Below are 25749 nucleotides of genomic sequence, written 5' to 3'. Positions count from 1 at the left end.
GGGCGTGACGGGCGATTACGATGTCAGGCTCGGGCCAAAAAGCATTGATGGGCCCGAGCACCTGAAGCGTGCCATGACGATCAAATCAGGCGAGAGAAGGCAGCCGGGCGAACGGAACATGCATCCGCCTCGCCCACTCTCAATACGGCACCTTGTCCGGCTTTGCCGTCCAGGCCTTGAAGACCTCCAGCGCCTCGTCGCGCAGGATCTGCTCGCATTTCAGGCTGCGCTTTGCCATCGGTAGCGCCAGTTCGCGGTAGAGGAAGGCGTCGTCGAAATCGATCGCCGCCGCATCCTCCTGCGTATTGGCGTAATAAAGCCTGTCCACCCGCGCCCAATAGGCCGCCGCCAGGCACATCGGGCAGGGCTCGCAGCTTGTGTAGATCGTCGCGCCGCGCAGATCAAAGCGGCCCAGAGCCTGGCAGGCAGCGCGGATCGCCACGACTTCCGCATGGGCGGTCGGATCGTTCGCGCCGGTCACCTGGTTCCAGCCTTCGCCGACGATCCTCCCTTCATGCACGACCACCGCGCCGAAAGGACCGCCATGGCCGGCCTCCATATGCTCGCGGCTCAGGGCAATGGCGCGGCGCATGAAGGCGGCATGATCGGTCATCACGATCCCCGATAGGTCGAGAAGCTCCAGGGCGAGGCCAGCAGCGGCACATGATAATGCCCGTCGGCTTCGGCCATGGCAAAACGGATCGGCACGGCATCAAGGAAGGCCGGCTCGGGCAAGGCCACGCCTTTTGCCCGAAAGTAAGCGCCGACATGGAATACCAGCTCATAGCGGCCGGGCTTGTATTCCTCGCCGATCAAAAGCGGCGCATCGGTGCGCCCATCGGCATTGGTAACGGCGCGCTTGATCAGCCGGCGCGCTTCGCCCTCCAGCGCATAGAGCTCGATCTTTACGCCAGCGGCCGGCTTGCCATGCATCGTATCCAGCACATGGGTGCTCAGGCGGCCCATCGCGACATCCTTTCCGTTCAGGCGGCAGCCAGCAGCGCTTCCAGCCGCAGCCGGGCGATCTTGCCCACTTCGTTCAGCGCCGTGACGAATTCATCCGCCGGCGCATTGGCCAGCCGCCGCTCGAATTCGGCGAAGATCTGGCTCTTGGTGCGCAGCTTCACTGCAATGATGAAGGGAAAGCCATGCCGCTCCAAATAAGCATGGTTCATCTCGCGGATGCGCTGCTTTTCTTCCGGCGACAGGCGCGTCAGCCCGACGCTGTCCTGCTCGCTGGTCGAATGCGCGGTCAGTGTGCCGCTATCGGCTTCTTTGCCGGCAAGCTGCGGATGCGCGCGCAGCAGGCCCAGCTTTTCTTCCGGCGTCGCCGCCCACATCACCTGCACCATCGCGCCATGCAGGCTGTCGAGACTGGAAAACGGCCGCAGGCTGGCGACGCGCTGCGCGATCCAGGGTGAATGCTCGAATATGCCACCCAGTGCGGCGATGAAATCCGCGGCCGGCATGGCGTTGAGTTCGGAGAGCGTGGTCATGCGTTCCTTCTGTCACCCTCGGGCGTCACCGAGGATCCCTGTTTTCCGAATTGGGACCAGAACGTTTCGCAGCGGTCAAGCCCGCGCAGGGCGATCCGGTTATAAAACCAGAATGGCCCGGAAGTCGTTCACGTTGGTCAGGGTAGGCCCCGTCACGACCAGGCCGCCGGTCGCCTGGAAGAAGCCATAGCCATCGTTGTTGGCCAGGCATTCCTTAGCGGAAACGCCTTTCGCAGCGGCGCGCGCCATGCTGTCGGGCGCCAGCCAGGCGCCGGCATTGTCTTCGCTGCCATCGATGCCGTCGGTATCGGCCGCCAGCGCGTAAATCTCCTCTGCGCCATCCAGTGCCACCGCCAAAGCGGTGAGGAATTCGGCATTGCGCCCGCCGCGCCCCTTGCCGCGCACCGTCACCGTCGTCTCGCCGCCGGACAGCAGCACGCAGGGTGCCTTCGCCGGCTGGCCATGGCGGCGCACCTGCCGCGCGATGCCGGCCATCACCTGCGCCACCTCGCGGGCCTCGCCTTCGATGGCATCACCCAGGATGACGGGCGTGATGCCGGCCTTGCGCGCGACTTCAGCTGCGGCTTCCAGCGCCATCTGCGGCGTCGCCACCATAATCGTCTCGGTATGCGCAAAGGCAGCATCACCGGGCTTCGGCGTCTCGTCCATTGCCGCTTCCAGATGCCGCGCCACGGCCGGCGGGGGCGTGATGCCGTATTTCTGCAGCACGGCCCGCGCATCGGCAAAGCTGGTGGGATCGGGCACGGTGGGGCCGGAAGCGATCACCGCCGGATCGTCGCCCGGCACATCGGAGATCAGCAGCGACACCACGCGGGCCGGCGCTGCCGTTGCGGCAAGCCGCCCGCCCTTGATCGCCGAAAGATGCTTCCGCACGCAGTTCATTTCCGCGATGCTGGCGCCGGATTTCAGCAGCGCCTGGTTCACCGCCTGCTTGTCCGCAAGGCTTAGACCCGGCGCAGGCAAAGCCAGCAAAGCCGAACCGCCGCCAGAGATCAGGCACAGCACCAGATCGTCTGGCCCCAGCCCCTTCACCTTGTCCAGGATCAGTCCGGCTGCCTTCTCGCCAGCGGCATCGGGCACCGGATGCGAGGCCTCGATCACGGCAATCGACTGGCAGTCCACTGCATGGCCGTAGCGCGTCACCACCACGCCATCCAGCGCGCTGCCCTGCCAATGCTGCTCCACGGCGCGCGCCATGCTGGCCGCCGCCTTGCCGGCGCCGACCACCACCATGCGGCCCTTCGGCGGCTTCGGCAGATGCAACGGCACGCAGATCGCCGGATCGGCAGCCTTGCGGGCCGCGTCAAACATCGCACGCAGCAGCGTTTCCGGATCGTTGCGGGTCATCGGCGCCTCCTTGCCATTTTGCTAAAGGATGCAGACGCTCTTGGCCAGTGTTCGGCCGCAGTGTACAGTCAAAACTGTATACAATTCCAACATCAGGTCTCCCGCCCCATGGCCTTCCGTTTTGCCGACCGCATGCTGGCCCAGCTTGACGAACTTGGCCGCATCAGCGAAAGCCCCGACTTCCTGGTCCGCACCTTTCTGACGCCCGAGCAAAAAGCAGCCCATGAGAAAGCCGCGCAATGGATGCGCGAAGCCGGCATGAGCGTCGAACACGATTCCGCCGGCAACGTCGTTGGCCGCTATGAAGGCACCTCGCCCGATGCCCCCGTGCTGATGCTGGGTTCGCATCTCGACACGGTGCGCAATGCCGGCAAATACGATGGCATGCTGGGCGTCATCGCGCCGATTGCCTGCATCGCCGACCTGAACAGGCGCGGCAAGCGCCTGCCCTTCACCATCGAGGTGGTCGGATTTGTCAACGAGGAAGGCACCCGCTTCGGCTCGCCGATGACCGGCAGCCGCGCCATCGCCGGCACGTTCGATCCCGCCATGCTGGAAGCCAAGGACCGCAACGGCATCTCCATGGGCGAAGCCTACAAGGCCTATGGTCTCGATCCGGCGAAAGTGGGCTCCTGCGCCCGCAAGCCCGGCTCGGTTGCCGCCTTCATGGAACTGCATATCGAACAGGGCCCGGTGCTGGAGCATAACAATCTGGCGCTTGGCGTCGTCACCGCGATCTCCGGCGCGCGGCGCCATCGCGTCGAGGTCACCGGCCTTGCCGGTCATGCCGGCACCGTGCCGATGGGCCAGCGCCAGGATGCCCTGCTCGCCGCCGCAGAAGCTGCGCTCTTCATCGAGAAACGCTGCACCGGCACGCCTACTTTGGTCGGCACGGTCGGCATGATGGAGGCTTTGCCCGGCGCGATGAACGTGATTCCGGGCATGGCGCGATTCTCGGTCGACATCCGCGCCAGCGACGATGCCACCCGCGATGCCGCGATCGACGACGTGCTGCGCGAGATCGAGGCGATCTGTGCCCGCCGCAAGCTGAAGGTCTCGGTCACCGAGCTTTACAACAGCACCGCGACGCCCTGCCATCCGGCGCTGATGAAGGCTGCCGAAGAAGCGATCCGCGCCCAGGGTGTGGAAACGATGCATCTGCCGTCCGGTGCCGGCCACGATGCCGCAACGCTTGCTCCGCTTTGTCCCATCGGTATGATCTTCATGCGCTGCACCAAAGGCATCAGCCACAATCCGCTGGAAGCCGTGCTGCCCGAGGATGTCGAGCTGGCCACCGCGGCGCTTCTGCATTTCATCGAGAACTTCCGTACGGTTCAGTGATGCGGATTGAGGCCACCTTGTAACCGTCACCCCGGCCAAGCGAAGCGCGAGCCGGGTCTCATTTCGATGCAAACCGAATGGGATCCCTGGTCTTTTCCCGGGGTGTCAAAAAAAGAAGGCAGCAGGATCAGTATATGAGCATCGACCAGGCCACGGCCGCCGCGATCCACGATTTCATCGCCGCGCAGAAAGACAACATGACCGCCATGCTGGCGGAACTCGTCAAGGTGCCGTCCGACAATCCGCCGGGCGACTGCGCGCCGCATGCCCGCCGCGCGGCCGAACTGCTGGAACAGCTTGGCTTCACGGTCGAGCGTCATCCGGTGCCGGAAGCGCTGGTGAAGGAGAACGGCATGATCTCCTGCACCAACCTGATCGTGCGCCGGAAATTCGGCGAAGGCCCCGTGGTTGCGCTCAACGCCCATGGCGATGTGGTGGCGCCGGGCGAAGGCTGGAGCGTCGATCCATACGGCGCCGTCATCAAGGATGGCGTGATGTATGGCCGCGGCGTGGCAGTGTCGAAATCGGATTTCGTCACCTATGCCTATGCTTTGCTGGCGCTGGAAAAGCTGGGCCAGCCGTTGAACGGCACCATCGAACTGCATCTGACCTATGACGAAGAAGCCGGCGGCGCCATCGGGCCGCAATGGCTGCTGCAGCAAGGTATCTCGAAGCCGGATTATGCCTTCTCGGCCGGCTTCTCCTACGCGATCACCACCGCGCATAACGGCTGCCTGCATCTGGAAGTCACGGTGAACGGCAAATCCGCCCATGCGGCGCGGCCTGATACCGGCCATGACGCGCTGGAAGCCGCCACCAAGATCCTCACCGCGCTCTACGCCTATCGCGATACGCTGAGCCAGATCAAATCCAAGGTGGAAGGCATCACCTCGCCCTCCATGGTGGTTGGGCTGATCAAGGGCGGCATCAACACCAATGTGGTACCAGACCGCGTCAGCTTCCGCCTCGACCGCCGCATGGTGCCGGAAGAGAATCCGGAAGTGGTGGAAACCGGCCTGCGCAATGTGATCGACGCCGCTGCCAGCGGCCTGCCGGGCATCAGCGTCGAGGTCAGGCGCATCATGCTGGCGCGCCCTTTCGGCAAGGTCGAAGGCGTCGACAGGCTGATTGACATCCTGGCGCGCAATGCGAGCGAGATCATGGGCAAGCCGGTCGGCACCGAAGGCATCCCACTTTATACCGATGCACGGCATTACTCGGCTGCCGGCGTGAAAACCGTGCTCTACGGCGCCGGGCCACGCAATCTTTTGGAAGCCAACGGCCATCGTGCCGACGAGAAGCTGGTCCTGTCCGATCTCTTTAAGGCGACCGAAGTGGTTGCCCGCACGCTTTACGAACTACTGAGGTGAGCATGGCCCGGAAGACGACGAAGACGACCGCGAAGAAGAAAGCCGCCAGAACGACGGACATCGTCGCAAAGGCTTTGGGTAAGGCGCCCTATCCGCGCGACCTCAAAGGCTACGGCCCCAATCCGCCCGATCCGCAATGGCCGAACGGGGCGAAAATCGCGGTCAGCTTCGTCCTCAATTATGAAGAGGGCGGCGAGCGCAGCATTCTGCATGGCGACAAGGTCTCCGAGACCTTCCTGCATGAAGTGCCCGGCGGCGTGCCGCGCGAGCGCATGCGCGACGAGCAGGTGGAGTCGGTCTACGACTATGGCAGCCGCGCCGGTTTCTGGCGGCTGATGCGCCTGTTCGCCGAGCGCGACCTGAAATTCACCTCCTGGGCGGTCGGCATGGCGGTGGCGCGATATCCGGAAGCGGCACAGGCAATGCACGAGGCCGGACACGAGGTCGCAAGCCATGGCTGGCGCTGGTACGACTACGCGAAAGTGCCGATCGCCACCGAGCGCGCGCATATGAAGCTCGCCATCGAGGCGATCCGCCAGACCACCGGCCAGCGCCCGCTCGGCTGGTATACCGGGCGGCTGTCGTCGAACACGCGCAAGCTGGTCGTGGAGGAAGGCGGCTTCGTCTACGACTCGGATGCGTATGACGACGACCTGCCCTACTGGACCCTGGTCGGCAAAAAGCCGCAGCTCGTGCTGCCCTATACCTTCGACAACAACGACATGAAATTCGGCCAGCTGCATGGCTTTGCCACCGGCACGGATTTCTTCGACTATCTGAAGGACGCCTTCGACGTGCTTTACCGCGAGGGCCAGCAGGGTTCGCCGAAGATGATGACGGTCGCGCTGCATTGCCGCCTCGCCGGCCGCCCCGGCCGCGCGGCGGCACTTGCACGCTTCATGGATTACATCCAGCGCCACGACAAGGTCTGGATCGCACGGCGCATCGATATCGCCGAACACTGGAAGCGCGTGCATCCGTATCGGGGGTGAGACCGCCAGCCGACTAGCGCCGTCATGGCCGGGCCGCGCTTCACGTCATGCCCGGGCCTGTTCTATCGTCATGGCCGGGCTTGACCCGGCCATCTCGTGCCGACAAGAGAAAAAGCCAACGGCCACCTACCGCGACTTCTTTCCCACCAGCCCGTCCCACGCCGCCATTGCGCCGTCGACCACGGCCAGCAGCTCGCTGCGGCTGGCGCCGTCGCGGGCCTGGATGGAAAGCCCCTGCACCACGGTGGCATAGAAGGCGGCGACGCGGCGCGCATCAGTGCCGGGCGGCACGTCGCCATCATTGATGCCGCGCCTGATCCGGGTGGCGATGCTGCTCAGCGCCGCCTGCCGCTCCTTGCGCAGCAGCGCGCGCACCTCGTCGCTGTCCGGCGTGCCGACGGCGGCTGCCAGCACGATCATGCAGCCGGCCGGCTTGCCCGGATCGGTGTAATCCATGACATAGCGGCGCAGCATGGTAGCGATGGCATCCCTCGCGGTCGGCTCTTCCTGCAGTGCGCGGTTGGCTGCTTGCCCCTCGGTGCGCTGATAGAGCGCCACGGCCTCCTGGAACAGCGCTTCCTTGCAGCCGAAGCAGGCATAAAGGCTCGGCGGATTGATCCCCATCGCGGCGGTAAGGTCATGGATGCTGGTCGCTTCATAGCCGCGCTGCCAAAAAACGCGCATGGCAGCCGCCAGCGCCGCATCGCGGTCGAAGCTGCGCGGCCGGCCGCGGGAGGACGCAGCCTTGGCCGCTTTAGCCCCAGCTGTCTTGGCCTTGGCCGCCCCGGTTTTTGGCGTTTTTGCCACCTTCGCAGCCGTCCTCGTCATGGCGCGAGCCGCCATATCCGTTTCCTGCCCTTCCTTCACATTTTGTAGCAGTCGATAAAATAATCCCCTTGACCGGGCGCGGCAAGGCTCCTATCTGGCGCCTCCTATTCTGTATCGATTACTACAAATTCAACAGCGCAGATAAGGAGATCCTGCATGACCGAATTGAGCGGAAAAGTAGCCCTGGTGACCGGCGGCAGCCGCGGCATTGGCGCAGCCATCGCGCTGCGTCTGGCCAGAAACGGCGCCGATGTGGCGCTGACTTATGCCGCCTCGCCGGACCGGGCGAAGGCCGTTGTCCAGGAGATCGAGAAGCTCGGCCGCCGCGCGCTGGCCATCAAGGCCGACCATGCCGAGGCGCAGGCCACCCGCGATGCGGTGGCGCAGACCGTGAAGACCTTCGGCCGCATCGACATCCTGGTCAACAACGCCGGCATCGTCGCGCCTGGCAACAGCCTGGAAGACATCGACCGCACCCTGGCGATCAACACCCGCGCGCCGTATCTCGCCGCGCTCGATGCCGCAGAGGCGATGAAAGAGGGCGGCCGCATCATCACGATTGGCTCATGTCTCGGCGAGAATGTCCGCTTCCCCGGCATCACGCTCTATTCGATGAGCAAGGCGGCAATGACCGGCATGACGCGCGGCCTGGCCCGCGATCTCGGTTCGCGCGGCATCACCGTCAATGTCGTGCAGCCCGGCCCGATCGACACCGAGATGAATCCCGCCGACGGGCCTGATGCCGACAATCAGCGCGCGCTCACCGCACTTGGCCGCTACGGCCAGGCGGAGGAGATCGCCGCGACGGTCGCCTTCCTCGCCAGTCCAGCCGCCAGCTACGTCACCGGCGCGCAGATCACCGTCGATGGCGGCGTGAACGCGTAAGGAGGGCACGCGATGGCCTGGATCATGCTGGTGATAGCCGGATTGCTGGAGGTGGTCTGGGCCATTGCGCTCAAGCAGACCGACGGCTTCACCCGGCTCTGGCCGAGCGTCATCGGCATCGGCGCGGCGGTGACCAGTTTCGTCCTGCTGACCATGGCGCTGAAATCGCTCCCGGTCGGCACGGCCTATGCCGTCTGGGTCGGCATCGGCGCAATTGGTGTCGCTGTGGTCGGCATGCTGGTTCTGGGCGAGGCGGCCAGCCTCGCGCGGATCAGCCTTCTGTCGCTGATCCTGATCGGGATCGTCGGCCTGAAAATCGTCGAAGGCTGATGCGGCGGGCTAGCGCGCGCCCTTGGCGGCCAGACGGCTGAACACGTCCTGCAGATCGACCGGCCGGCGGCGCGCGGCGGCAAGACCGAGCCCCTCCTCGATGCGCTGCAGATGCTCCTCCATGTAGCGCACCGTGCCCGCCGCATCCTTCGCCGCCAGCCGGTCGAGCAGCGCGCCATGCTCCTCATGGCTGTACATGGTGTGCCCGGCGCCTCGCAGACCGCGATGATCAGCGAGGTGCGCGAGATGAGCGCCTTAAAAAAAGGGTCCGCGGCTCGTTGCCGAGCAGCCTGGCCAGTTCGAGATGGAGTTCGCCCGACAGTTTGATCGCCATGCGGCGGTCGCGCGCTTCCTGCACACTTGATTTTGCGACCGAGGCGCCGCGACTGTGCTGCAGGGTCACCAGATTTTCATGCGCCAGCGCCAGCAGCACCTTGCGGATGCGCGTGCGCGACACCCTGAAGGCCTTGGCCAGCACATCCCCGGCCAGCTTGGTGCCCGGCATGACGATATGCTCGACAATCGTGGTATGGACGCTGTCATGGATGGTGGCGTCATCGATGGCGCCGCGCCGGGCGCCGCTACCGCTGCTGCTACTGGCTGCGCCGTTCTGCCGCCTGCGCGCAGCCGATATTGACGCGCAGCCGGCGCGCCAGATTCTGCGCGCCGATTGCTGGACATCTGCGGCGGTGATTTTCAGGATTGCGGCCTTGCAGATGCGCGCCTCAGTCACGCCGATACTGTGCTGCCCGGAAGCTTCCCGTCCGCATACCCGACCCAGGATGATTGCGGCAGCGCTTGCCCGCCCAGCCGCGTCCAAGCTGCGATATGCGCGAATCACCGGACAATATCGCAAAAGATTGTATACGATTCCTTGAAGAGGGGGCCAGTTCGGGCCTAATGTCCGCCTTCGCCACGTTTCATCGTGTGCGCCGTTTTCATGATCGCAGCAGAGGGAGAACGCCCATGTCGGGTTGGCCGCAGATGGCCGGTGTGCATATCACCGGGGCGCATAAGCCTGGTTTCGAGACCATCCTCTCGGCCGAAGCGCTGGCCTTCATCGTCGAGCTGGAGCGCCGCTTCGGTCCTGAGCGCCGCCGCCTCCTGGACAAGCGCGTCGAGCGCCAGGCGCGTCTTGATGCCGGCGAAAAGCCCGACTTCCTGCCCGAGACCAAACATATCCGCGAGGGCGACTGGACAGTGGCGCCGCTGCCTGCCGACATCCTCGACCGCCGCGTCGAGATCACCGGCCCGGTGGACCGCAAGATGATCATCAACGCGCTGAATTCCGGCGCCTATGTCTTCATGGCCGATTTCGAGGATGCCTCCACCCCGAGCTGGGAGAACATGCTCGATGGCCAGATCAACCTGATCGATGCCAACAAAGGCACTATCGCCTATACCGATCCCAATTCCGGCAAGGAATACAAGCTGGGCCCGAAACCCGCGACTTTGTTCGTGCGGCCGCGCGGCTGGCACCTGCCCGAGCGGCATGTGATCGTCGATGGCCTGCCGATGTCGGGCGCGCTGTTCGATTTCGGCCTCTACTTCTTCCACAATGCCAAGCTGCGCGCCGAACAGGGCAAGGGCACCTATTTCTATCTGCCGAAGATGGAAAGCCATCTGGAAGCACGGCTGTGGAACCAGATCTTCGACTTCTCCGAAGACAGGCTGAATCTGCCACGCGGCACCATCCGCGGCACCGTGCTGATCGAGACCATTCTCGCTGCCTTCGAGATGGACGAGATTCTCTACGAGCTGCGCACGCATTCCGCGGGCCTCAATTGCGGCCGCTGGGACTACATCTTCAGCTTCATCAAGAAATTCGCCAAGCAGCCCTGGGCCGTGCTGCCCGACCGTGCGCAGGTCACCATGACCGTGCCCTTCATGCGCAACTATTCGCTGCTGGCGATCAAGACCTGCCATAGGCGCAACGTGCATGCCATGGGCGGCATGGCGGCGCTGATCCCGATCAAGAATGATGAAAAGGCCAATGCCGAAGCGATGGCCAAGGTCGCCGCCGACAAGAAGCGTGAGGCGACCGATGGCCATGACGGCACCTGGGTGGCGCATCCGGGCCTCGTGCCGATTGCGAAGGCCGAGTTTGATGCGGTGATGAAGGAAGCCAACCAGATCGCCCGCCAGCGTCAGGATGTGCATGTCACCGCCAAGGATCTGCTGGAACTGCCCAATGGCAGCATCACCGAGGCCGGCCTGCGCCAGAACGTGAATGTCTCGATCGGCTATATCGAGGCCTGGCTGCGCGGCATCGGCTGCGTGCCGCTTTACAACCTGATGGAAGACGCCGCCACCGCCGAGATCAGCCGCGCGCAGGTCTGGCAATGGCGCCATCACAAGGCGAGACTGGATGATGGCCGCGTGGTCGATGCGGCGCTGATCGAGCGCACCATCGAGGAAGAACTGGCCAAGACCCGCGAGCTGGTCGGCGCCGAGAAGTTCGACAGCGGTAAATACAAGGAAGCCGCCGACCTCTTCCGCGAATTGGCCCTGGCGCCGGAATTCACCGAATTCCTGACGCTCCCGGCCTACGACCGCATCGTCGCGGCGGGACAGTGACGACAAGGCCGTAAACGGCGCGCCGCAGGCGAGCGTGCAACAGACGGCTCGCAGCAGACCGTCGGTGCCCGCGTCAAACTATACGCAGCCGGAACCTTCACCGGCCTGGGCGGGTTTTCTCCTGTTGAATCAGGAGGGCCCGCCATGCCGGAGAAAGTCGTCGAACCGAAGCTGAAAACGCCATCCCTGCCGCGCCAGAAGACCGACCGCCCCGGCGGCCGCGGCTCACCTGATGGGCCGACGCATCACGAACCGCTCAGCAAGGGCTCGGTGCCGCAGGGCGACTACGGTCCCGGCACCTATGGCAACGACATGTTCACCGCCGAGCATCACGGCAGCTCGGACTACGACGAGGAGCTGCCCGAGGGTTTGCAGGATCCGCAAGCCTCCGTCGACCGCCCAACCACGCGCACCAAATCCAAACGCTACGGCCGCATCGGCGAGCATGGGAAAGGGTGAGACGGGTTTACGCGCAAGGCACACCCATAACCGTCATGCTGACATTTCTCGTCATGTTGGGCCAACCTTCGTCGTCATGACCGCCACCCGGCGAAAGACCCCCGGCCAAGCGAGCATTTCCTGGGCCGCGGGTGACCGCGTAATTGACGCCCGGTGTCACGCGGCACACATCCGCAAGCACGCCTATCGATACGCCTCACAAAACATTCCACCTACCGTCGCGCTTCGGTAGCCATCTTCACGGCGAGGCCCGCCAGCACGCAGCCCATCAGCCAGCGCTGCACCAGCAGCCAGAAGGGCCGGCCGGCGAGGAAGCCGGCGATTGAGCCAGCCGTGATTGCGATCAGCGCATTCACCGACACACTGATGACGATCTGCGTGCTGCCCAGGATCAGCGATTGCAGCAGCACGCTGCCCGCCTCTTCGCTTGGCGTGATGAATTGCGGCAGCAGCGACAGATACAGCATCGCGATCTTCGGATTCAGCAGATTGGTGACCAGCCCCATGGTGAAGAGCTTGCGCGGACTGTCCTGCGGCAAGGCCTGCACCTGAAACGGCGAGCGCCCGCCCGGCCTGACCGCCTGCCAGGCGAGATACAGCAGATAGGCCGCGCCGGCGAAGCGCAGCGCGTCATAGGCATAGGGCACGGCGAACAGCAAAGCCGTGATGCCGAAGGCGGCGCAGAGCATGTAGACGACGAAGCCGAGCGCCACGCCACCCAGCGAGATCAGCCCGGCCATGCGGCCTTGGCAGATCGAGCGCGAGATCAGGTAGATCATGTTCGGGCCTGGCGTCAGCACCATGCCCAGCGAAATGGCGGCGAAGGCGAGCAGATTGGCAGAGGACAGCATGGGGCGAGCTTTTTCTCTTTGACTTTTCTCTAGCTTTTCTCGGTGGCTTTTCTTTGGGCGCCTTTATGGGGACGCACTCTTACGCGTCACTCTAGCCGCGCCTTTCGCGGCCCGTAAGCGCAAAATTGTGCCGGTGCATTTCGGATTCCGCCCGGCAGGCGTGTATTTTCTGCTAGATTTCATGCGCCCGGATTGGATCACTTGCCGGGCCCGCTTGTTACAGACTCATGCAACGATCCGAACTGGAACGGCATTTCCTTGTCCTGCGCGATACGGTTGACCGCGCCCGGCGGCTGCTCGCCGAATACGCCGCAGCCGACCATGCCACATTGCCTGACAATTTCTTCGATCCTTTCGTTGCCATTCTTTTCGACGAGGATCTCGATCTGGCTGGCGACATGACGCAGATCGTCAGCGCAGGACCGATGGACGATTTCCTCGTGCAGGATTACGCGGTACTGCATACGGCCGTGCGCCGCGCCCGGCTGGTGCTCACCTGGCATTTCCGCCCGGAGGTGAAGCTTTCGGCCGAATTATGCTGCGAAGCTCTGGAAGCGCTGATCCAGAACGAAGGCGTCGAGGCAGCCGGCAATTTCGAGCCATTGCTGATGCAGCAGAGCCCGCCGCGGCGCCAGGCGGGCTGATCTCACGCTGCGTTCACCGCAGCGCATCACTGCGGCCCACTATTGCGGCGCCCACTATTGCGGCACCGTCATCAATTCCAGCAGATGCCCGTTCGGGTCGCGGAAATAAAAGCCGCGTCCGCCACCCCAGCGATTGATGCGGCCGTTATCGGGCGTATCGGGATCACTGCCGAACAAAATGCCGGCTTCCCGCACGCGATCGAAGATCGCATCGAATTCCGCATCGCTGACATGGAAGGCATAGTGATGCACGTCGAAGGCCTCGTCGGCCTCATAGCTGTCGAACAGCAAAGTGAAATGCTCGTTCACCCTGACCGGCGCGAAGTAATCCGTCTCGCCGCATTCCAAGCCGAAAATGCGGGCGAAGAAGCGCGCCGCTTCTTCCTTGTCGCGCGCCGGCACGATGGTGTGGTTCAAGACAATGGTCATCCTTGGCCTCCTGCTCGCGGATCCTGGTGCTGGCGGATCCTGGTGCTGGCGGATCCTGGTGCTGACGGATCCTGGCGGGCGTGTGAGCGCAGCATGCGCGATGAAGGGATGCGTCTGATCTAGGGCGCGCAGCGACTGGGCGGGATCGCAATCGCGTGACGATGATGGGACTGGAAGCAGGCGCGCGGGGTTCTATCCATGTTCCATACGGCTGCTGGGCATCGTGAATATCCCTCAAACACCCAAGAACCGGTCGCATACAGGACCATCCAAATACCAGCGCGAATGTGCCGGACTTGGTTCCATTGGCCCCGATTGGTCGAGTTTGGACAAGTATGAAACGCGCTTGGATCAGCCTGATTTCGCCTAAGCCGTCTTGCCGCTAATTGCTTGAACTCAGAACCAATCGGGCTGCATCTCCAGGGTTGCCGGCTCCAGGCGGCCCAAAATCGGCAACCAGTGGTCCAGCCGCCCCAATTCATAAGCGTAGAAGTAGCGCGCCGCGGCCAGCTTGCCGCGATAGAAGGCCTCATCCGCGCCCGCCGCCTGCGGCAAGGCCTGCGCCGCCACGCGCGCCTGACGCAGCCACATCCAGGCAATCGCTACATGCCCCATCATGTCGAGATACAAGGTGGCATTGGCGAGATAGAGTGCGATGCGCCCGTCCTTTGCCGCCGGGAGCATGGCCTGCGTCGTCTGCATCACGCGGCTGAGCGCGGCTTTTAGTTGCTCTGCCCAGGCGGCGCAATCGGGCACTGCCCTGGCGGCTTCGATATCGGCGGCAATCGTCTCGAACAGCAGCTTGGCGCCCGCGCCGTTCTTCATCAGCATCTTGCGGCCGAGCAGATCCATACCCTGGATGCCATGCGTGCCTTCATGGATCGGATTCAGGCGGTTGTCGCGGTAATACTGCTCGACCGGATAATCGCGGGTATAGCCATAGCCGCCCAGCACCTGAATGGCATGCTTGTTGGCCTCCAGGCAGAATTCGCTGGGCCAGGATTTCACCATCGGCGTCAGCATATCGAGCAGCAGCCCGGCGCGCTGACGCGCCTCCTCGCTTTCACCCGTATGCTGCTCGTCGACCAATAGCGCTGCGTACAGGCACAGGGCCAGCGCGCCTTCGGTGTAGCTTTTCTGTGCCAGCAGCAGCCGCTTGATATCGGCATGCTCGATGATCAACACCGGCTTTGAGTTCGGATCCTTGTTGTCCGGCCGGCGGCCCTGTGGCCGCTGCCTGGCGTAATCGAGGCTGTAGAGATAGCCGGCGACGCCCAACATAGTGGCGCCAAGGCCCACGCCGATGCGCGCCTCGTTCATCATCATGAACATGTAATCGAGGCCGCGATGCGGCTCGCCGACCAGATAGCCGATGCAGTCGCCCTTCTCGCCGAAGCTGAGCAGCGTGTTGGTGGTGCCGCGGAAGCCCATCTTGTGATTGAGGCCCATGAGCTGCACGTCGTTGCGCTCGCCCAGGCTGCCGTCGCCATTGACGCGGCGCTTCGGCACGATGAACAGCGAGATGCCCTTCACACCTGCCGGCGCGCCGTCGATCCTGGCCAGCACCAGATGCACGATGTTTTCGGTCAGTTCGTGCTCGCCGCCCGAGATCCACATCTTGCTGCCCTGGATGCGGTAGGCGGCGCCCGCTTCATCGGCGTTGCTCAGCGGCGTAGCGCGGGTGCGGATATCGGCAAGGCCCGATCCTGCCTGCGGCTCCGACAGGCACATGGTGCCGAAGAAGCGGCCTTCCAGCATCGGCTGCATGAAGCGCCGCTTCTGCTCCTTCGATCCGAATGCGCCGATCAGGTTGGCCGCGGCAACAGTCAGGAACGGATAACCCGAAGTGCCGACATTCGCGGCCTGAAAACAGGCAAAGCAGGCCTGGGTCACGGCATTGGGCAGTTGCTGGCCGCCTTCGTCGTAATCGCGGTGCGCCGCCATGAAGCCGGCCTTGATGAATTCGTCCAGCGCCTTGCGCACCTCCGGGATCAGATGCACCTGGCTGCCGTCGAAATGCGGCTCGTTCAGGTCAGCCTTGCGGTTGTGGGTCTGGAAATGCTCCGCCGCCACCTGCTGGGCGGTGTCCAGCGCGGCGGCGAAGGTGCTGCGGTCATGATCGGAAAAGCGCGGCCGGGTGGTGAGATTTTCAACCTTCAGCACCTCAAAAAGCTGGAAATCGAGGTCGCGGCGGTTGACGGTGGCAAGCATGTTCTCGGCGGCCATGCCTCTCTCCCTGATGCTCTTTCTGACGGCGGAGGAGGCTGCCGCCCGGAAGGCCCGGAATCAAGGCTCCCCCTGCGGCATGCCCGGCGAGTCTCCGGGGCTCTGCAGCGGACCTCTGCCGCGACGTTAAGTCCGCTTGATCGCAGGGCCCGGAGGGGCTACACAACCCGCGAGTTTTCCCGCCTTTTCTGACCTCACCGTTAGCCGCCGAGGCCCGCATGATCCCGCGTTATACCCGTCCTGAAATGGCTGCCATCTGGGAGCCGGAGCAGAAATTCCGCATCTGGTTCGAAATCGAGGCCCATGCCTGCGATGCCCAGGCCGCTCTGGGCGTGATCCCGAAAGCCGCCGCCAAGGAGGTCTGGGCCAAGGGCAAGTGGGAGATCAAGCGCATCGACGCCATCGAGCGCGAGACCAAGCATGACGTCATCGCCTTCCTGACCAATCTGGCCGAGCATGTCGGCCCCTCGGCGCGGTTCGTCCATCAGGGCATGACCTCGTCGGACGTGCTGGATACCTGCTTCAACGTGCAGCTCGTGCGCGCTGCCGACCTGCTGATCGCCGGCGTCGACCGCGTGCTCGACGCGCTGAAGGAGCGCGCCTTCGAATTCAAGCTGCTGCCCTGCATCGGCCGCAGCCACGGCATCCATGCCGAGCCGACCACTTTCGGCCTCAAGCTGGCCGGTTTCCATGCCGAGTTCCAGCGCGCCCGCAAGCGCCTGTTGCTGGCCCGCGAGGAAGTCGCCACCTGCGCGATCTCCGGCGCGGTCGGCACCTTCGCCAACATCGATCCCTTCGTCGAGGAATGGGTCGCCAAGAAGATGGGCCTGCAGCCCGAGCCGGTCTCCACGCAGGTGATCCCGCGCGACCGCCATGCGGCCTACTTCGCGCATCTCGCCGTGGTCGCCTCCTCAATCGAGCGGCTGGCCGTCGAGATCCGCCATCTGCAGCGTTCGGAAGTGATGGAAGCCGAGGAATTCTTCTCGCCCGGCCAGAAGGGCAGCTCGGCGATGCCGCACAAGCGCAATCCGGTGCTGACCGAGAATCTGACCGGCCTCGCCCGCCTGGTGCGTTCGGCCGTGATCCCGGCGCTGGAGAATGTCGCGCTGTGGCATGAGCGCGACATCAGCCATTCCTCGGTCGAGCGCGGCATCGGCCCGGACGCCACCATCCACCTCGACTTCGCGCTGCACCGTCTGGCCGGCGTGATCGAGAAGCTGGTGGTCTATCCCGACAACATGATGAAGAACCTCGACCGCTTCGGCGGCCTGGTGCATTCGCAGCGCGTGCTGCTGGCGCTGACGCAGGCGGGCATGAGCCGCGAGGACGCCTACCGGATCGTGCAGCGTCATGCCCTGCGCATCTGGCAGCATGGCGGCGATTTCCTCCAGGCCCTCTTGGGCGAGAAGGAAGTCACCGACCGCCTGAAGCCGGCGCAGCTCACCGCGCTGTTCGACCTTGGCTATCACCTGAAGCATGTCGACACCATCTTCGCCCGCGTCTTCGGCAAGGAAGGCCTGACGCCCGGCGTCAAGGCGAAGCCCCGCCTGAAGGCGAAGAAGGCCGCGGCGCCCAAAAGCAGGAAGCCCGCGAAGAAGAAGCGCTGAAAACGAAACGGCCCGCTGAAAAGCGGGCCGCTTGCTTTCCAAGACTCAAACGCCTTACTTGGCGAAGATCATGTCGTCATTGGCGAAGGCCTTGAACTCAAGCGCGTTGCCCGAGGGGTCGAGGAAGAACATGGTGTGCTGCTCGCCCACCTCGCCCTCGAAGCGCACGTAAGGCTCGATGATGAACTTGATCCCGGCGGCCTTCAGCCGCTCGGCCAGCGCCTTCCAGTCCGGGATGGTGAGGATGACGCCGAAATGCTTCACCGGCACGTCATGGCCGTCCACCTCGCCGGCCTTCTTGTAGCCGACCTCCTCGGGCGCCAGATGCGCCACCACCTGATGGCCGTAGAAGTCGAAATCCACCCAGGTATCCGATGAGCGGCCTTCAGGGCAGCCGAGCAGCTCGCCGTAGAACTTGCGGGCCTCCTCGATGTCGCGCACCGGGAAGGCGAGATGGAACGGGCGGATCGCCTTCACGGCGGATTTGGCTGGGGCCATGGCGTTCATGTTGATTCCTTTGCTGGAGAAGCCTGAACTGCGGCGATATTAGCGACTGGCGACGGCCTCACAATCGATTTAAACTCGCCTTGTCATGAGTTTTTCTCATAGTGAATCCCGCCTGCCCTCGCTGAATGCGCTGCGCGCTTTCGAAGTCGCCGGACGGCATTTGAGCTTCACCCGCGCGGCCCAGGAACTGAATGTCACGCAGGGCGCGGTCAGCCGGCTGGTCAAGCAGCTTGAGGCCGATCTCGGCGTTGCGCTGTTTCATCGCGGCCCGCGCGGCCTGGAACTCAGCCCCGCCGGCGCCGCCTATCTGCCCAGCCTGACGGATGCGTTTCAGCGGCTCAGCGCCGCAACCCAGCTCATCACGCGGCCAGCCCGGCGCCCGGATCATCTGGCAATCACCATGCTGCCGACTTTTGCGATGCGCTGGTTCATGCCGCGCCTTGCCGATTTCCATCGCCGTCACCCGCAGATCACCGTCGATGTCACCAGCGCCGACCGGCCGGTGGATTTCCTCACCGAGCCGGTCGATGTCGGCATCCAGTACGGGCATGGCGACTGGCCGAATGTCACCGCCGAATTTCTCATGGGCGAGACCGTCATCCTGGTGGCCAGCCCGGCGCTGCTGAAATCCAGGCCGCTGAAGCGGCCCGAGGATGTGAAGCGCCACACGCTGCTCACCCATTCGACACGGCCTGAAGCCTGGCGCGAATGGTTCGCCGCCACCGGGCTGAAGACGCACAAGCCGCCGCGCGGTCCGGCATTCGAGCACTTCTTCATGTCCATCGAAGCTGCCGTGAATGGCCTGGGCCTTGCGCTGGTGCCCGACATTTTTGTGCAGGCCGAACTGGCCGATGGCCGCCTGGTCGAGCCTCTGCCGAACCACCGCGTGCAGCGCAAGGGCGGTTACTACCTGCTGCATCTGCCCGGCCGCGAACGCGAGCTTGCGATCAAGGCGTTCCGCGACTGGCTGTTCGGCTGATCACCCTCTAGTCTTTTCCCTTCACTCTCCCATATTGGCGAGCCATGCCGACTTTTTCCGTTCTCGACCTCTCCCCGATTCCCCAAGGCAGCGATGCGGCGCAATCCTTCCGCAATACGCTGGATCTGGCGCGCCATGCGGAGCGCTGGGGCTACAAACGCTATTGGCTGGCTGAGCATCACAACATGCCCGGCATCGCCTCTGCCGCCACGTCAATCCTGATCGGCCATGTCGCGGGCGGCACTTCGACGATTCGCGTCGGCGCCGGCGGTATCATGCTGCCCAATCATTCGCCGCTGGTGATCGCCGAGCAATTTGGCACCCTCGAATCGCTTTATCCGGGCCGTATCGATCTCGGCCTTGGCCGCGCGCCGGGCACCGACCAGCGCACGGCCTATGCCTTGCGGCGCAATCTCACCTCGGACGAGAACGAATTTCCGCGCGACGTGGTCGAATTGATGAACTACTTCGCACCGGCCGAGCCCGGACAGGCCATCCGCGCCGTGCCGGGCGCCGGGCTGAATGTGCCGATCTGGATTCTCGGCTCCAGCCTGTTCGGCGCGCAGCTGGCGGCGATGCTCGGCCTGCCTTATGCCTTCGCCTCGCATTTCGCCCCGCAGCAGATGATGGATGCCATCGCGATCTACCGCGAGCGCTTCAAGCCGTCCGAACATCTGGACAGGCCTTACGTGATGCTGGGCTTCAACATCTTTGCTGCCGATACCGACGAGGAAGCGCAGCTTCTATCAACCTCGTGGAAGCAGGCATTCGTGAACCTGCGCAGCGGCAGGCCGGGCCAGTTGCCGCCGCCCAAGCCTGGTTATGAGAAGGAACTGCCGCCGCAATTCCAGGCCATGCTGGATCAGGTTCTGTCCTGCTCTGCCGTCGGCGGTCCGGACACCGTGCGCGCCAAACTGCAGGATTTTCTCAACCGCACCGGCGCCGACGAACTGATGCTGACGGCGCAGATCTACGATCATAAGGCGCGCCTGCATTCTTTTGAAATCGCTGCCGATATTCGCGACAGCCTGAAGACCCCAACCTGAAATTTTCAGTAAACCATCATGCTCGTCGCGCTTCGTCAGTCCAAATCCTACCCGCTTGTCCTGCTGGTGCTGACCGGCAGCACGCTGGGCCTTGCGCCGCCCTTCGCCAAGCTGGCGACCGCCAGCGGCATTCCGGCTGCCGCCTTCGCTTTCTGGCAGAACCTGATCGGCGGCATCGCCCTGCTGCTGCTGGCCATCATGACCGGCGCACGGCCGCCGCTGAGCCTGCGCCATCTGCGCTTCTATATGATCAGCGGCCTCATCACGCTCGCCCTGCCCAGCGTGATGGTCTTCCTCGCGGTGGCGCAGATCGGCGCGGGACTGCCCAGCATCGTCTATGCTTTCCCGGCAATGCTGACCTATATCATCGCGCTCGGCCTGCGGATGGAGCAGTTCGCCTGGATGCGCGCGACCGGCATTCTGTTCGGCCTGATCGGCATCCTGATGATTCTCGCTCCCCGCTCAGGCCCCATCAATGCCGAAGTCCTGCCCTGGATGCTGCTTGCCTTCATCGCGCCCGTGTCGCTGGCTGTGGGCAACATCTATCGCACCCGCGCCTGGCCCAAGGATGCGGCGCCCCTGGCGCTTGCGGCCGGCACGCTGCTTGGCGCTGCCTTCTGGCTGCTGATCGCCTGCGCGGCATTCGGCATGCTTTATCTTCCGTCCACGGCAGCGCCGGCGGACTGGACCTTGATCGCGGCAGGGCTGTTCGCCTGCCTCAGCTTCATTCCCTATTTCGAGCTGCAGCGCGTTGCCGGGCCGGTTTATCTGAGCCAGATCGGCTATGTGATGTCGGCAACCAGCCTTGCCATCGGCACCTTCGTGTTCGGCGAGCGCTATGGCCTGCTGGTCTGGCTGGCCGCCGCGGTGATCGTTGCCGGCATCGTTCTGGTCAACCGGCGGCAGGTGCGGCAGACCGCATAAAAAAGCCGCCGGAATTCACATCCGGCGGCTTCTTCATTTTATCGCGCGCGGCCTACGGCGTCCGCTCGATCATCGTGCCGACGCCGTGCGCGGTGAACAGTTCGAGCAGCAGCACATGCGGAATGCGGCCATCGAGGATATGCGCCGCCTGCACGCCGCCGCGCACCGCCTCCAGACAGGTCTCGACCTTCGGGATCATGCCCCCGGAAATGGTGCCGTCGCCCATCAGCATCAGCGCCTCCTTGGCGGTGAGCGTCGGGATCAGCTTCTTCTCCTTGTTCAGCACGCCCGGAACGTCGGTGAGCATGAGCAGCTTGCTGGCCCCCACCGCGGCGGCAATCGCACCCGCCGACGTGTCGGCATTGATGTTATAGGTCTCACCCTGCTCGCCCACGCCAATCGGTGCCACGACCGGAATGACGTTGGAGCTTTGCAGGGTGCGCAGGATATCCGGGTTGATCCGCACCGGCTCGCCCACGAAGCCGAGATCAAGCAGCTTCTCGATATTGGAGCCGGGATCGCGCACCGAGCGGCGCAGCTTGCGCGCCTCGATCAGCTTGCCGTCCTTGCCGCTGATGCCGATGCCGATACCGCCGGCGGCGCCAATCGCGGTGACGATCTGCTTGTTGATCGAACCGGCCAGCACCATCTCGACGATCTCGACCGTGCTTTGATCGGTAACACGCAGGCCGTCGACGAATTCGCTCTTGATCTTGAGACGCTCCAGCATCGCGCCGATCTGCGGACCGCCGCCATGAACCACAATGGGATTGATGCCGACCTGCTTGATCAGCACCACGTCGCGGGCGAACTGCTCGGCCAGCGCCTCATCGCCCATGGCATGGCCGCCATACTTGATGACCATGGTCTGGCCGGCGAAGCGCCGCATATAGGGCAAAGCCTCGGACAGAACCTTGGCGGTCTGCTGCAGATGCGCTTCCAAAGGCTGGGGACCGGAGGTCTTCATGGCAGAGGTCTCGGACTACTCTTCAGGTTTCAGATGAGCGGTTATAGGGGCCCTTCGCCCAGGGCCGCAAGCTCGGCGCGCAGTTCCGGGATGCCGGTTCCGTCCTCGCTGGAGGTGACCCGGATCACCGGATGGGCGGCGACATGGCGGGACAATGTGGCGGCGGTCTCGGTTTTGACCCGCTCCAGTTCCGCCGGCTTGATCTTGTCGGCCTTGGTCAGCACCACCTGGTAGATCACCGCCGACTTGTCCAGCAGCTTCATGATGTCTTCGTCGCCGGGCTTCAGCCCGTGCCGGCCATCGACCAGCAGGCAGACCCGGCGCAGTTCCGGCCGGCCCTTGAGGAAGGCGCGCGTCGTCTCGGTCCAGGCAGCCGCCTTGGCCTTGCCCACCGAGGAATAGCCATAGCCCGGCAGGTCGACCAGGGTGAGCTTGCCGCGGCCGAGATCGAAGAAATTGAGCTGCTGCGTGCGGCCGGGCGTGTTGGATACCCGCGCCAGCGCCTTGCGGCCGGTCAGCGCATTGATCAGCGAGGATTTGCCGACATTGGAACGGCCGGCAAAAGCCACTTCGGGCCCACGCGCCAGCGGCAGCTGCGCCATCGTCATGGCACCGGCGAAGAACTCGCATTCGCTGGCAAACAGCAACCGGCCGCGCTCCAGCGCGGCCGGGCTGAAAGTTTCGTCCGCGGCCGGCAGCTCGGCCATTGGACTTACTTCTTAGGCTTGGCGGCGGGCTTGGCCGGCGTCTCGGGCTTCTCCGCGCCGCCGCCGATCTTCACGCCCATGCGCTTCATGATCACGTATTGCTGGATGATGCTGAGTGTGTTGTTCCAGCTCCAGTAGATCACCAGACCGGCGGCGAAATGGCCGAGCATGAAGGTGAACACCACCGGCATCAGCGCGAAGATCTTCTGCTGCACCGGATCCGGCGGCGTCGGGTTCATCTTCATCTGCAGGTACATGGTAACGCCCATGATGATCGGCCACACGCCAATCGAGATGATGCCGAGCGGACCGAGATCGGGCACCGCCCAGGGCAGCAGGCCGAAGCCGTTGATCCACGAGGTCGGATCGGGCGCCGAGAGGTCCTTGATCCAGCCATAGAAGGGCGCGTGGCGCATCTCGATGGCAATGTAAAGCACCTTATACAGCGCGAAGAAAACCGGGATCTGCAGCAGGATCGGCAAGCAGCCGGCAGCCGGATTGACCTTCTCGCGCTTGTACAGCGCCATCAGCTCCTTCTGCATCATCTCGCGATTCTCGCCATAGCGTTCGCGCAGACGCTGCATCTCCGGCTGCAGCTTCTTCATCGCGCTCATCGCCACATAGGACTTATAGGCGAGCGGGAAGAACAGCAGCTTCACGATGACGGTGAGCGCCAGCATGGCCAGGCCGATGCTGCCGATCAGGCGGTTCAGCAGGTCGATGGCGAAGAACATCGGGCGGGTCAGGAAGTAGAACCAGCCCCAGTCGATCGCCAGATCGAAGCGGGCGATCTGATGCTGCTCTTCGTAGCGATCGATCAGCTTCACTTCCTTGGCGCCGGCGAACAGCAGCGAGGTATTCTCGATCGTCTTGCCGGGCTCGAGCTGAAGGCCGCCGCCAAGATAATCGACCTGATAGCGCTCCGGCCCGCCATTGGGCTTGGCATGGGTGAAGCGCGCCTTGATGTTCTGGCCGACCGCCGGCACCAATGCGGTCAGCCAGTATTTGTCGGTGAAGCCAATCCAGCCGCCGAAGGAATCGAACTCCACGGACTGGTCGTCAGCGATGTCCTTGTAGGTGAATTCCTTCAGCGTGCCGTTTTCATCCGCCTTGGCGCGGAACACGCCGAGAGGGCCTTCATGCAGGATATAGAGGCCATCGGTACGCGGCGTGCCATGGCGGGAGGCGAGCGCATAGGGGAACAGCGTCACCGCGCTGCCGCCCCTGTTCTCCACCTTCTGCGTCACGGTGAAGAGATAGTCGTCATCGACGCTGACGACGCGGGTGAACACGAGACCCTGGCCGTTATCCCAGGTCAGCGTCACCGGCTGGCCGGGCTTGAGCACATCCTTATCGGCGGTCCAGCGGGTCTGGCCGCTCGGCAGGGCGACATTGGCACCGGCCGCCGTCCAGCCGAATTCGACGTAATAGGGCGACGGGCCGCCCGCCGGCGACAGCAGGTGGATCGGCTGGCTGTCGGGCTTGATGGTCTCCTTGTATTCCGGCAGCACGATATCGTCGATGCGGCCGCCGATCAGGTTCAGCGAGCCGACGATGCGCTTGCCCTCGATCTTCACGCGCGGCGCGGCGGCGAGCGCCTTCTCGCGCGACTGCGCCTGATCGACCTGCTGGGCGAGGCTCGGCAGTTGCGGCAGACCGGTATTGCCGGGCGCCTGCGGCACGCTGCTGTCCGTCGGCACCTGCGCCTGCTGCTGCGTCGCCTGCTGTTCGCGCAGACGATCTTGCCTGGGTTTTTCGATAAAAAGCTGGAAGCCGAGCAGGATCGCCACCGACAGCGCAATCGCAATGATGAGGTTCTTCTGGTCGGACATCAGACTGAGCCTTGTTGTACGGATGAAGAGTTACGCGCCGGCGGCACCGGATCGAAGCCGCTGCCGCCGAAGGGATGGCACCGCGCCAGACGACGGACGGCGAGGTAGCTGCCCCTGATGCCGCCATGCCGTTCCAGCGCTTCCAGCGCATAGCACGAACAGGTCGGCTGGTAGCGGCAGTTATGCCCTACCCAGGGCGACAGGAACAACCGATAAGCCTGGACCGGCAGGGCGGCGAGGCGGGCCAGCGGCGTCATGAGGCTTCGCTTTCCCGCGGCATCTCTGCCGCCTGCCACAATTTCAGCTTCTTCAGCGCGCTTTCGAGATCGCGGCGAAGCGCGGCGAAATCGCGCTGGGGCGTGGCCTGGCGAGCGACGAGAACGTAGTCGTGGCCGCAGGCGGCATGGCGGGGAAGGATTTCGGCAGCCAGGGCTTTCAGGCGCCGGCGCGCCCGGTTGCGGGTGACGGCGTTGCCGACCTTACGCGATGCGGTGAAGCCCACCCGGCAACAGCCTTCCTGGCCCGGCGCGGCCTGCAGCAGCAGGCCTGGGAATGCCGCCCGGCGGTCGGCCGCCTGCACCCGGAGATAATCCGCGCGGCGGCGGAGTCGCTCGACGCCGCCCGTCGCCATCGGGACGAGATTAAGCCGAGAGCTTCTTGCGGCCGATGGCGCGGCGATTGGCGAGCACCTTCTGGCCGCCCTTGGTGGCCATACGGGCGCGGAAGCCGTGGCGGCGCTTGCGCACCAGCTTGCTGGGTTGATAGGTCCTTTTCACAGCCGCTCTCCGTGTTGCCATCGCGGGCTTCCTCCGAAAAACCGGCGGAAAACCGCGATGAAAAGCGTAAATAAGGGGCCTGGTTAGGGCCCCGCGCAAAATCGGTCCCGCTGTATAAGGGGTTGAACCGCCTGAGTCAACGCGAGGATGGCGGGCTTGGGCTGCAAATCGCGCCCCCGGCGCGCCATGATGCCGCGGCTTTGGCCCCGCAAAAGCCGGGTTTTGGCATTGACGCGGCGGGGGGGAGCCCCTATAACCGGCCGCCAATTTTGCAGAAACACTGAAAGTCTAAGAGGTTTACCATGGCTCGTCGTTGCGAAGTGACCGGCAAGGGCGTTCGGACCGGAAACAATGTGAGCCACGCCAACAACAAGACCCGGCGCCGGTTCCTGCCGAACCTGAAGGTCGTCACGCTGATCAGCGAGGCGCTCGGCCAGAACGTGCGGCTGCGCGTCTCCAGCCATGGCCTGCGCTCGGTCGAGCATAACGGCGGCATCGACAACTGGCTGCTGAAGACCAAGGACACCCTCCTCTCGGACGAGGCGAAGGTCCTGAAGCGCAAGATCAAGAAGGCGCTGGCGGCCAAGCAGAGCCAGGCTGCCTAAGCC

The 25749-nt window shown here is 64.1% G+C and carries 30 protein-coding genes; 13 read left to right on the top strand and 17 right to left on the bottom strand.

The window, feature by feature from the left end; translation table 11 throughout:
- Positions 1 to 139 precede the first annotated feature (139 nt).
- The 4 genes from Q0603_RS04710 to Q0603_RS04695 form a co-directional block, all read right to left on the bottom strand.
- The gene (locus Q0603_RS04710) at positions 140 to 613 is read right to left on the bottom strand and encodes a nucleoside deaminase (protein ID WP_298722801.1); all 474 of its coding nucleotides are present in this window, start codon (positions 611 to 613) and stop codon (positions 140 to 142) included.
- Positions 613 to 966 (bottom strand): hydroxyisourate hydrolase, encoded by a 354-nt coding sequence (uraH, locus tag Q0603_RS04705; RefSeq protein ID WP_298722798.1) that lies wholly within the window; start codon positions 964 to 966, stop codon positions 613 to 615. Before uraH ends, Q0603_RS04710 begins: the two co-directional genes overlap by 1 nt.
- A 17-nt stretch (positions 967 to 983) precedes the next feature.
- On the bottom strand, positions 984 to 1496 hold the full coding sequence (uraD, locus tag Q0603_RS04700) for a 2-oxo-4-hydroxy-4-carboxy-5-ureidoimidazoline decarboxylase (RefSeq protein WP_298722795.1): 513 nt from the start codon (positions 1494 to 1496) through the stop codon (positions 984 to 986).
- Between the two features lie 99 nt (positions 1497 to 1595).
- A complete protein-coding gene (locus Q0603_RS04695; RefSeq protein WP_298722792.1) occupies positions 1596 to 2864 on the bottom strand; it encodes a glycerate kinase in 1269 nt (422 codons plus the stop codon).
- 108 nt (positions 2865 to 2972) lie between these two features.
- Here Q0603_RS04695 and Q0603_RS04690 point away from each other — a divergent pair, with 108 nt between their 5' ends.
- The 3 genes from Q0603_RS04690 (at position 2973) to puuE (ending at position 6567) form a co-directional block, all read left to right on the top strand.
- Positions 2973 to 4205: an allantoate amidohydrolase gene (locus tag Q0603_RS04690; protein WP_298722788.1), complete on the top strand. Its 1233-nt coding sequence runs from the start codon at positions 2973 to 2975 to the stop codon at positions 4203 to 4205.
- Between the two features lie 197 nt (positions 4206 to 4402).
- The gene (locus Q0603_RS04685; protein WP_298724195.1) at positions 4403 to 5575 is read left to right on the top strand and encodes an ArgE/DapE family deacylase; all 1173 of its coding nucleotides are present in this window, start codon (positions 4403 to 4405) and stop codon (positions 5573 to 5575) included.
- Positions 5576 to 5577: 2 nt separating this feature from the next.
- Complete coding sequence (puuE, locus tag Q0603_RS04680) at positions 5578 to 6567, top strand: allantoinase PuuE (protein WP_298722785.1); 990 nt, start codon at positions 5578 to 5580, stop codon at positions 6565 to 6567.
- A gap of 126 nt (positions 6568 to 6693) precedes the next feature.
- On the opposite strand, the gene Q0603_RS04675 is transcribed toward puuE, so the two are convergent.
- Positions 6694 to 7395: a TetR/AcrR family transcriptional regulator gene (locus tag Q0603_RS04675; RefSeq protein WP_298722782.1), complete on the bottom strand. Its 702-nt coding sequence runs from the start codon at positions 7393 to 7395 to the stop codon at positions 6694 to 6696.
- Between the two features lie 165 nt (positions 7396 to 7560).
- On the opposite strand from Q0603_RS04675, the gene Q0603_RS04670 reads away from it, so the two are divergent.
- Entirely contained in the window at positions 7561 to 8280 is a 720-nt protein-coding gene (locus tag Q0603_RS04670) for a 3-oxoacyl-ACP reductase family protein (RefSeq protein ID WP_298724193.1), read from the top strand.
- A gap of 12 nt (positions 8281 to 8292) precedes the next feature.
- A complete protein-coding gene (sugE, locus tag Q0603_RS04665) occupies positions 8293 to 8610 on the top strand; it encodes a quaternary ammonium compound efflux SMR transporter SugE (RefSeq protein WP_298722777.1) in 318 nt (105 codons plus the stop codon).
- 9 nt (positions 8611 to 8619) lie between these two features.
- Here the strand turns inward: sugE and Q0603_RS04660 are convergent, their stop codons facing one another.
- Together Q0603_RS04660 and Q0603_RS04655 are read right to left on the bottom strand one after the other, a co-directional pair.
- A complete protein-coding gene (locus tag Q0603_RS04660; RefSeq protein WP_298722774.1) occupies positions 8620 to 8808 on the bottom strand; it encodes a hypothetical protein in 189 nt (62 codons plus the stop codon).
- A 31-nt stretch (positions 8809 to 8839) separates the two neighbouring features.
- Positions 8840 to 9343: a GntR family transcriptional regulator gene (locus Q0603_RS04655; protein WP_298722771.1), complete on the bottom strand. Its 504-nt coding sequence runs from the start codon at positions 9341 to 9343 to the stop codon at positions 8840 to 8842.
- A gap of 233 nt (positions 9344 to 9576) precedes the next feature.
- Here Q0603_RS04655 and aceB point away from each other — a divergent pair, with 233 nt between their 5' ends.
- Both aceB and Q0603_RS04645 read left to right on the top strand, forming a co-directional pair.
- Entirely contained in the window at positions 9577 to 11187 is a 1611-nt protein-coding gene (aceB, locus tag Q0603_RS04650; protein ID WP_298722768.1) for a malate synthase A, read from the top strand.
- 144 nt (positions 11188 to 11331) lie between these two features.
- Complete coding sequence (locus Q0603_RS04645) at positions 11332 to 11646, top strand: hypothetical protein (protein ID WP_298722765.1); 315 nt, start codon at positions 11332 to 11334, stop codon at positions 11644 to 11646.
- 212 nt (positions 11647 to 11858) lie between these two features.
- Here Q0603_RS04645 and Q0603_RS04640 read toward each other — a convergent pair whose 3' ends face one another.
- Positions 11859 to 12497, bottom strand: coding sequence for a LysE family translocator (locus tag Q0603_RS04640; RefSeq protein WP_298722762.1), 639 nt, complete (start codon positions 12495 to 12497; stop codon positions 11859 to 11861).
- Positions 12498 to 12724: 227 nt separating this feature from the next.
- Here Q0603_RS04640 and Q0603_RS04635 point away from each other — a divergent pair, with 227 nt between their 5' ends.
- The gene (locus tag Q0603_RS04635; protein ID WP_298722759.1) at positions 12725 to 13141 is read left to right on the top strand and encodes a hypothetical protein; all 417 of its coding nucleotides are present in this window, start codon (positions 12725 to 12727) and stop codon (positions 13139 to 13141) included.
- Between the two features lie 54 nt (positions 13142 to 13195).
- On the opposite strand, the gene Q0603_RS04630 is transcribed toward Q0603_RS04635, so the two are convergent.
- Positions 13196 to 13570, bottom strand: a complete 375-nt coding sequence (locus Q0603_RS04630) for a VOC family protein (RefSeq protein WP_298722756.1) — start codon at positions 13568 to 13570, stop codon at positions 13196 to 13198.
- A gap of 396 nt (positions 13571 to 13966) precedes the next feature.
- Positions 13967 to 15796: an acyl-CoA dehydrogenase gene (locus Q0603_RS04625; protein ID WP_298722754.1), complete on the bottom strand. Its 1830-nt coding sequence runs from the start codon at positions 15794 to 15796 to the stop codon at positions 13967 to 13969.
- Between the two features lie 218 nt (positions 15797 to 16014).
- Here Q0603_RS04625 and purB point away from each other — a divergent pair, with 218 nt between their 5' ends.
- Positions 16015 to 17403: an adenylosuccinate lyase gene (gene purB / locus Q0603_RS04620; protein ID WP_298722752.1), complete on the top strand. Its 1389-nt coding sequence runs from the start codon at positions 16015 to 16017 to the stop codon at positions 17401 to 17403.
- A 54-nt stretch (positions 17404 to 17457) separates the two neighbouring features.
- Here purB and Q0603_RS04615 read toward each other — a convergent pair whose 3' ends face one another.
- On the bottom strand, positions 17458 to 17910 hold the full coding sequence (locus Q0603_RS04615; protein ID WP_298722749.1) for a VOC family protein: 453 nt from the start codon (positions 17908 to 17910) through the stop codon (positions 17458 to 17460).
- A gap of 85 nt (positions 17911 to 17995) precedes the next feature.
- On the opposite strand from Q0603_RS04615, the gene gcvA reads away from it, so the two are divergent.
- The 3 genes from gcvA to Q0603_RS04600 are packed head-to-tail and all read left to right on the top strand — an operon-like array spanning position 17996 to position 20859.
- Positions 17996 to 18889 (top strand): transcriptional regulator GcvA, encoded by an 894-nt coding sequence (gene gcvA, locus Q0603_RS04610; protein ID WP_298722746.1) that lies wholly within the window; start codon positions 17996 to 17998, stop codon positions 18887 to 18889.
- 44 nt (positions 18890 to 18933) lie between these two features.
- The gene (locus Q0603_RS04605) at positions 18934 to 19935 is read left to right on the top strand and encodes an LLM class flavin-dependent oxidoreductase (RefSeq protein WP_298722741.1); all 1002 of its coding nucleotides are present in this window, start codon (positions 18934 to 18936) and stop codon (positions 19933 to 19935) included.
- Between the two features lie 18 nt (positions 19936 to 19953).
- A complete protein-coding gene (locus Q0603_RS04600) occupies positions 19954 to 20859 on the top strand; it encodes a DMT family transporter (RefSeq protein WP_298722738.1) in 906 nt (301 codons plus the stop codon).
- A gap of 52 nt (positions 20860 to 20911) precedes the next feature.
- Here the strand turns inward: Q0603_RS04600 and argB are convergent, their stop codons facing one another.
- Genes argB through rpmH form a run of 6 tightly spaced genes read right to left on the bottom strand, consistent with a single transcriptional unit; the run spans position 20912 to position 25141 of the window.
- The gene (gene argB, locus Q0603_RS04595) at positions 20912 to 21826 is read right to left on the bottom strand and encodes an acetylglutamate kinase (RefSeq protein WP_298722735.1); all 915 of its coding nucleotides are present in this window, start codon (positions 21824 to 21826) and stop codon (positions 20912 to 20914) included.
- A 41-nt stretch (positions 21827 to 21867) separates the two neighbouring features.
- Positions 21868 to 22533, bottom strand: a complete 666-nt coding sequence (yihA, locus tag Q0603_RS04590) for a ribosome biogenesis GTP-binding protein YihA/YsxC (RefSeq protein WP_298722732.1) — start codon at positions 22531 to 22533, stop codon at positions 21868 to 21870.
- 5 nt (positions 22534 to 22538) lie between these two features.
- Positions 22539 to 24365, bottom strand: a complete 1827-nt coding sequence (yidC, locus tag Q0603_RS04585) for a membrane protein insertase YidC (RefSeq protein ID WP_298722728.1) — start codon at positions 24363 to 24365, stop codon at positions 22539 to 22541.
- Positions 24365 to 24622 (bottom strand): membrane protein insertion efficiency factor YidD, encoded by a 258-nt coding sequence (gene yidD / locus Q0603_RS04580; protein WP_298722725.1) that lies wholly within the window; start codon positions 24620 to 24622, stop codon positions 24365 to 24367. The genes yidC and yidD overlap by 1 nt, the downstream gene beginning before the upstream one ends.
- Complete coding sequence (rnpA, locus tag Q0603_RS04575) at positions 24619 to 24996, bottom strand: ribonuclease P protein component (RefSeq protein WP_298722722.1); 378 nt, start codon at positions 24994 to 24996, stop codon at positions 24619 to 24621. Before rnpA ends, yidD begins: the two co-directional genes overlap by 4 nt.
- Before the next feature lie 10 nt (positions 24997 to 25006).
- A complete protein-coding gene (gene rpmH / locus Q0603_RS04570) occupies positions 25007 to 25141 on the bottom strand; it encodes a 50S ribosomal protein L34 (protein WP_298722719.1) in 135 nt (44 codons plus the stop codon).
- A gap of 302 nt (positions 25142 to 25443) precedes the next feature.
- Here rpmH and rpmB point away from each other — a divergent pair, with 302 nt between their 5' ends.
- A complete protein-coding gene (gene rpmB / locus Q0603_RS04565; protein WP_298722716.1) occupies positions 25444 to 25746 on the top strand; it encodes a 50S ribosomal protein L28 in 303 nt (100 codons plus the stop codon).
- Positions 25747 to 25749: the final 3 nt, after the last annotated feature.

The organism is uncultured Ferrovibrio sp. (assembly GCF_937960835.1).
Taxonomy (GTDB): Bacteria; Pseudomonadota; Alphaproteobacteria; order Ferrovibrionales; family Ferrovibrionaceae; genus Ferrovibrio.
Note: the sequence above shows the minus strand (reverse complement) of the source record. Positions and strands in the feature narration are given on the sequence as shown.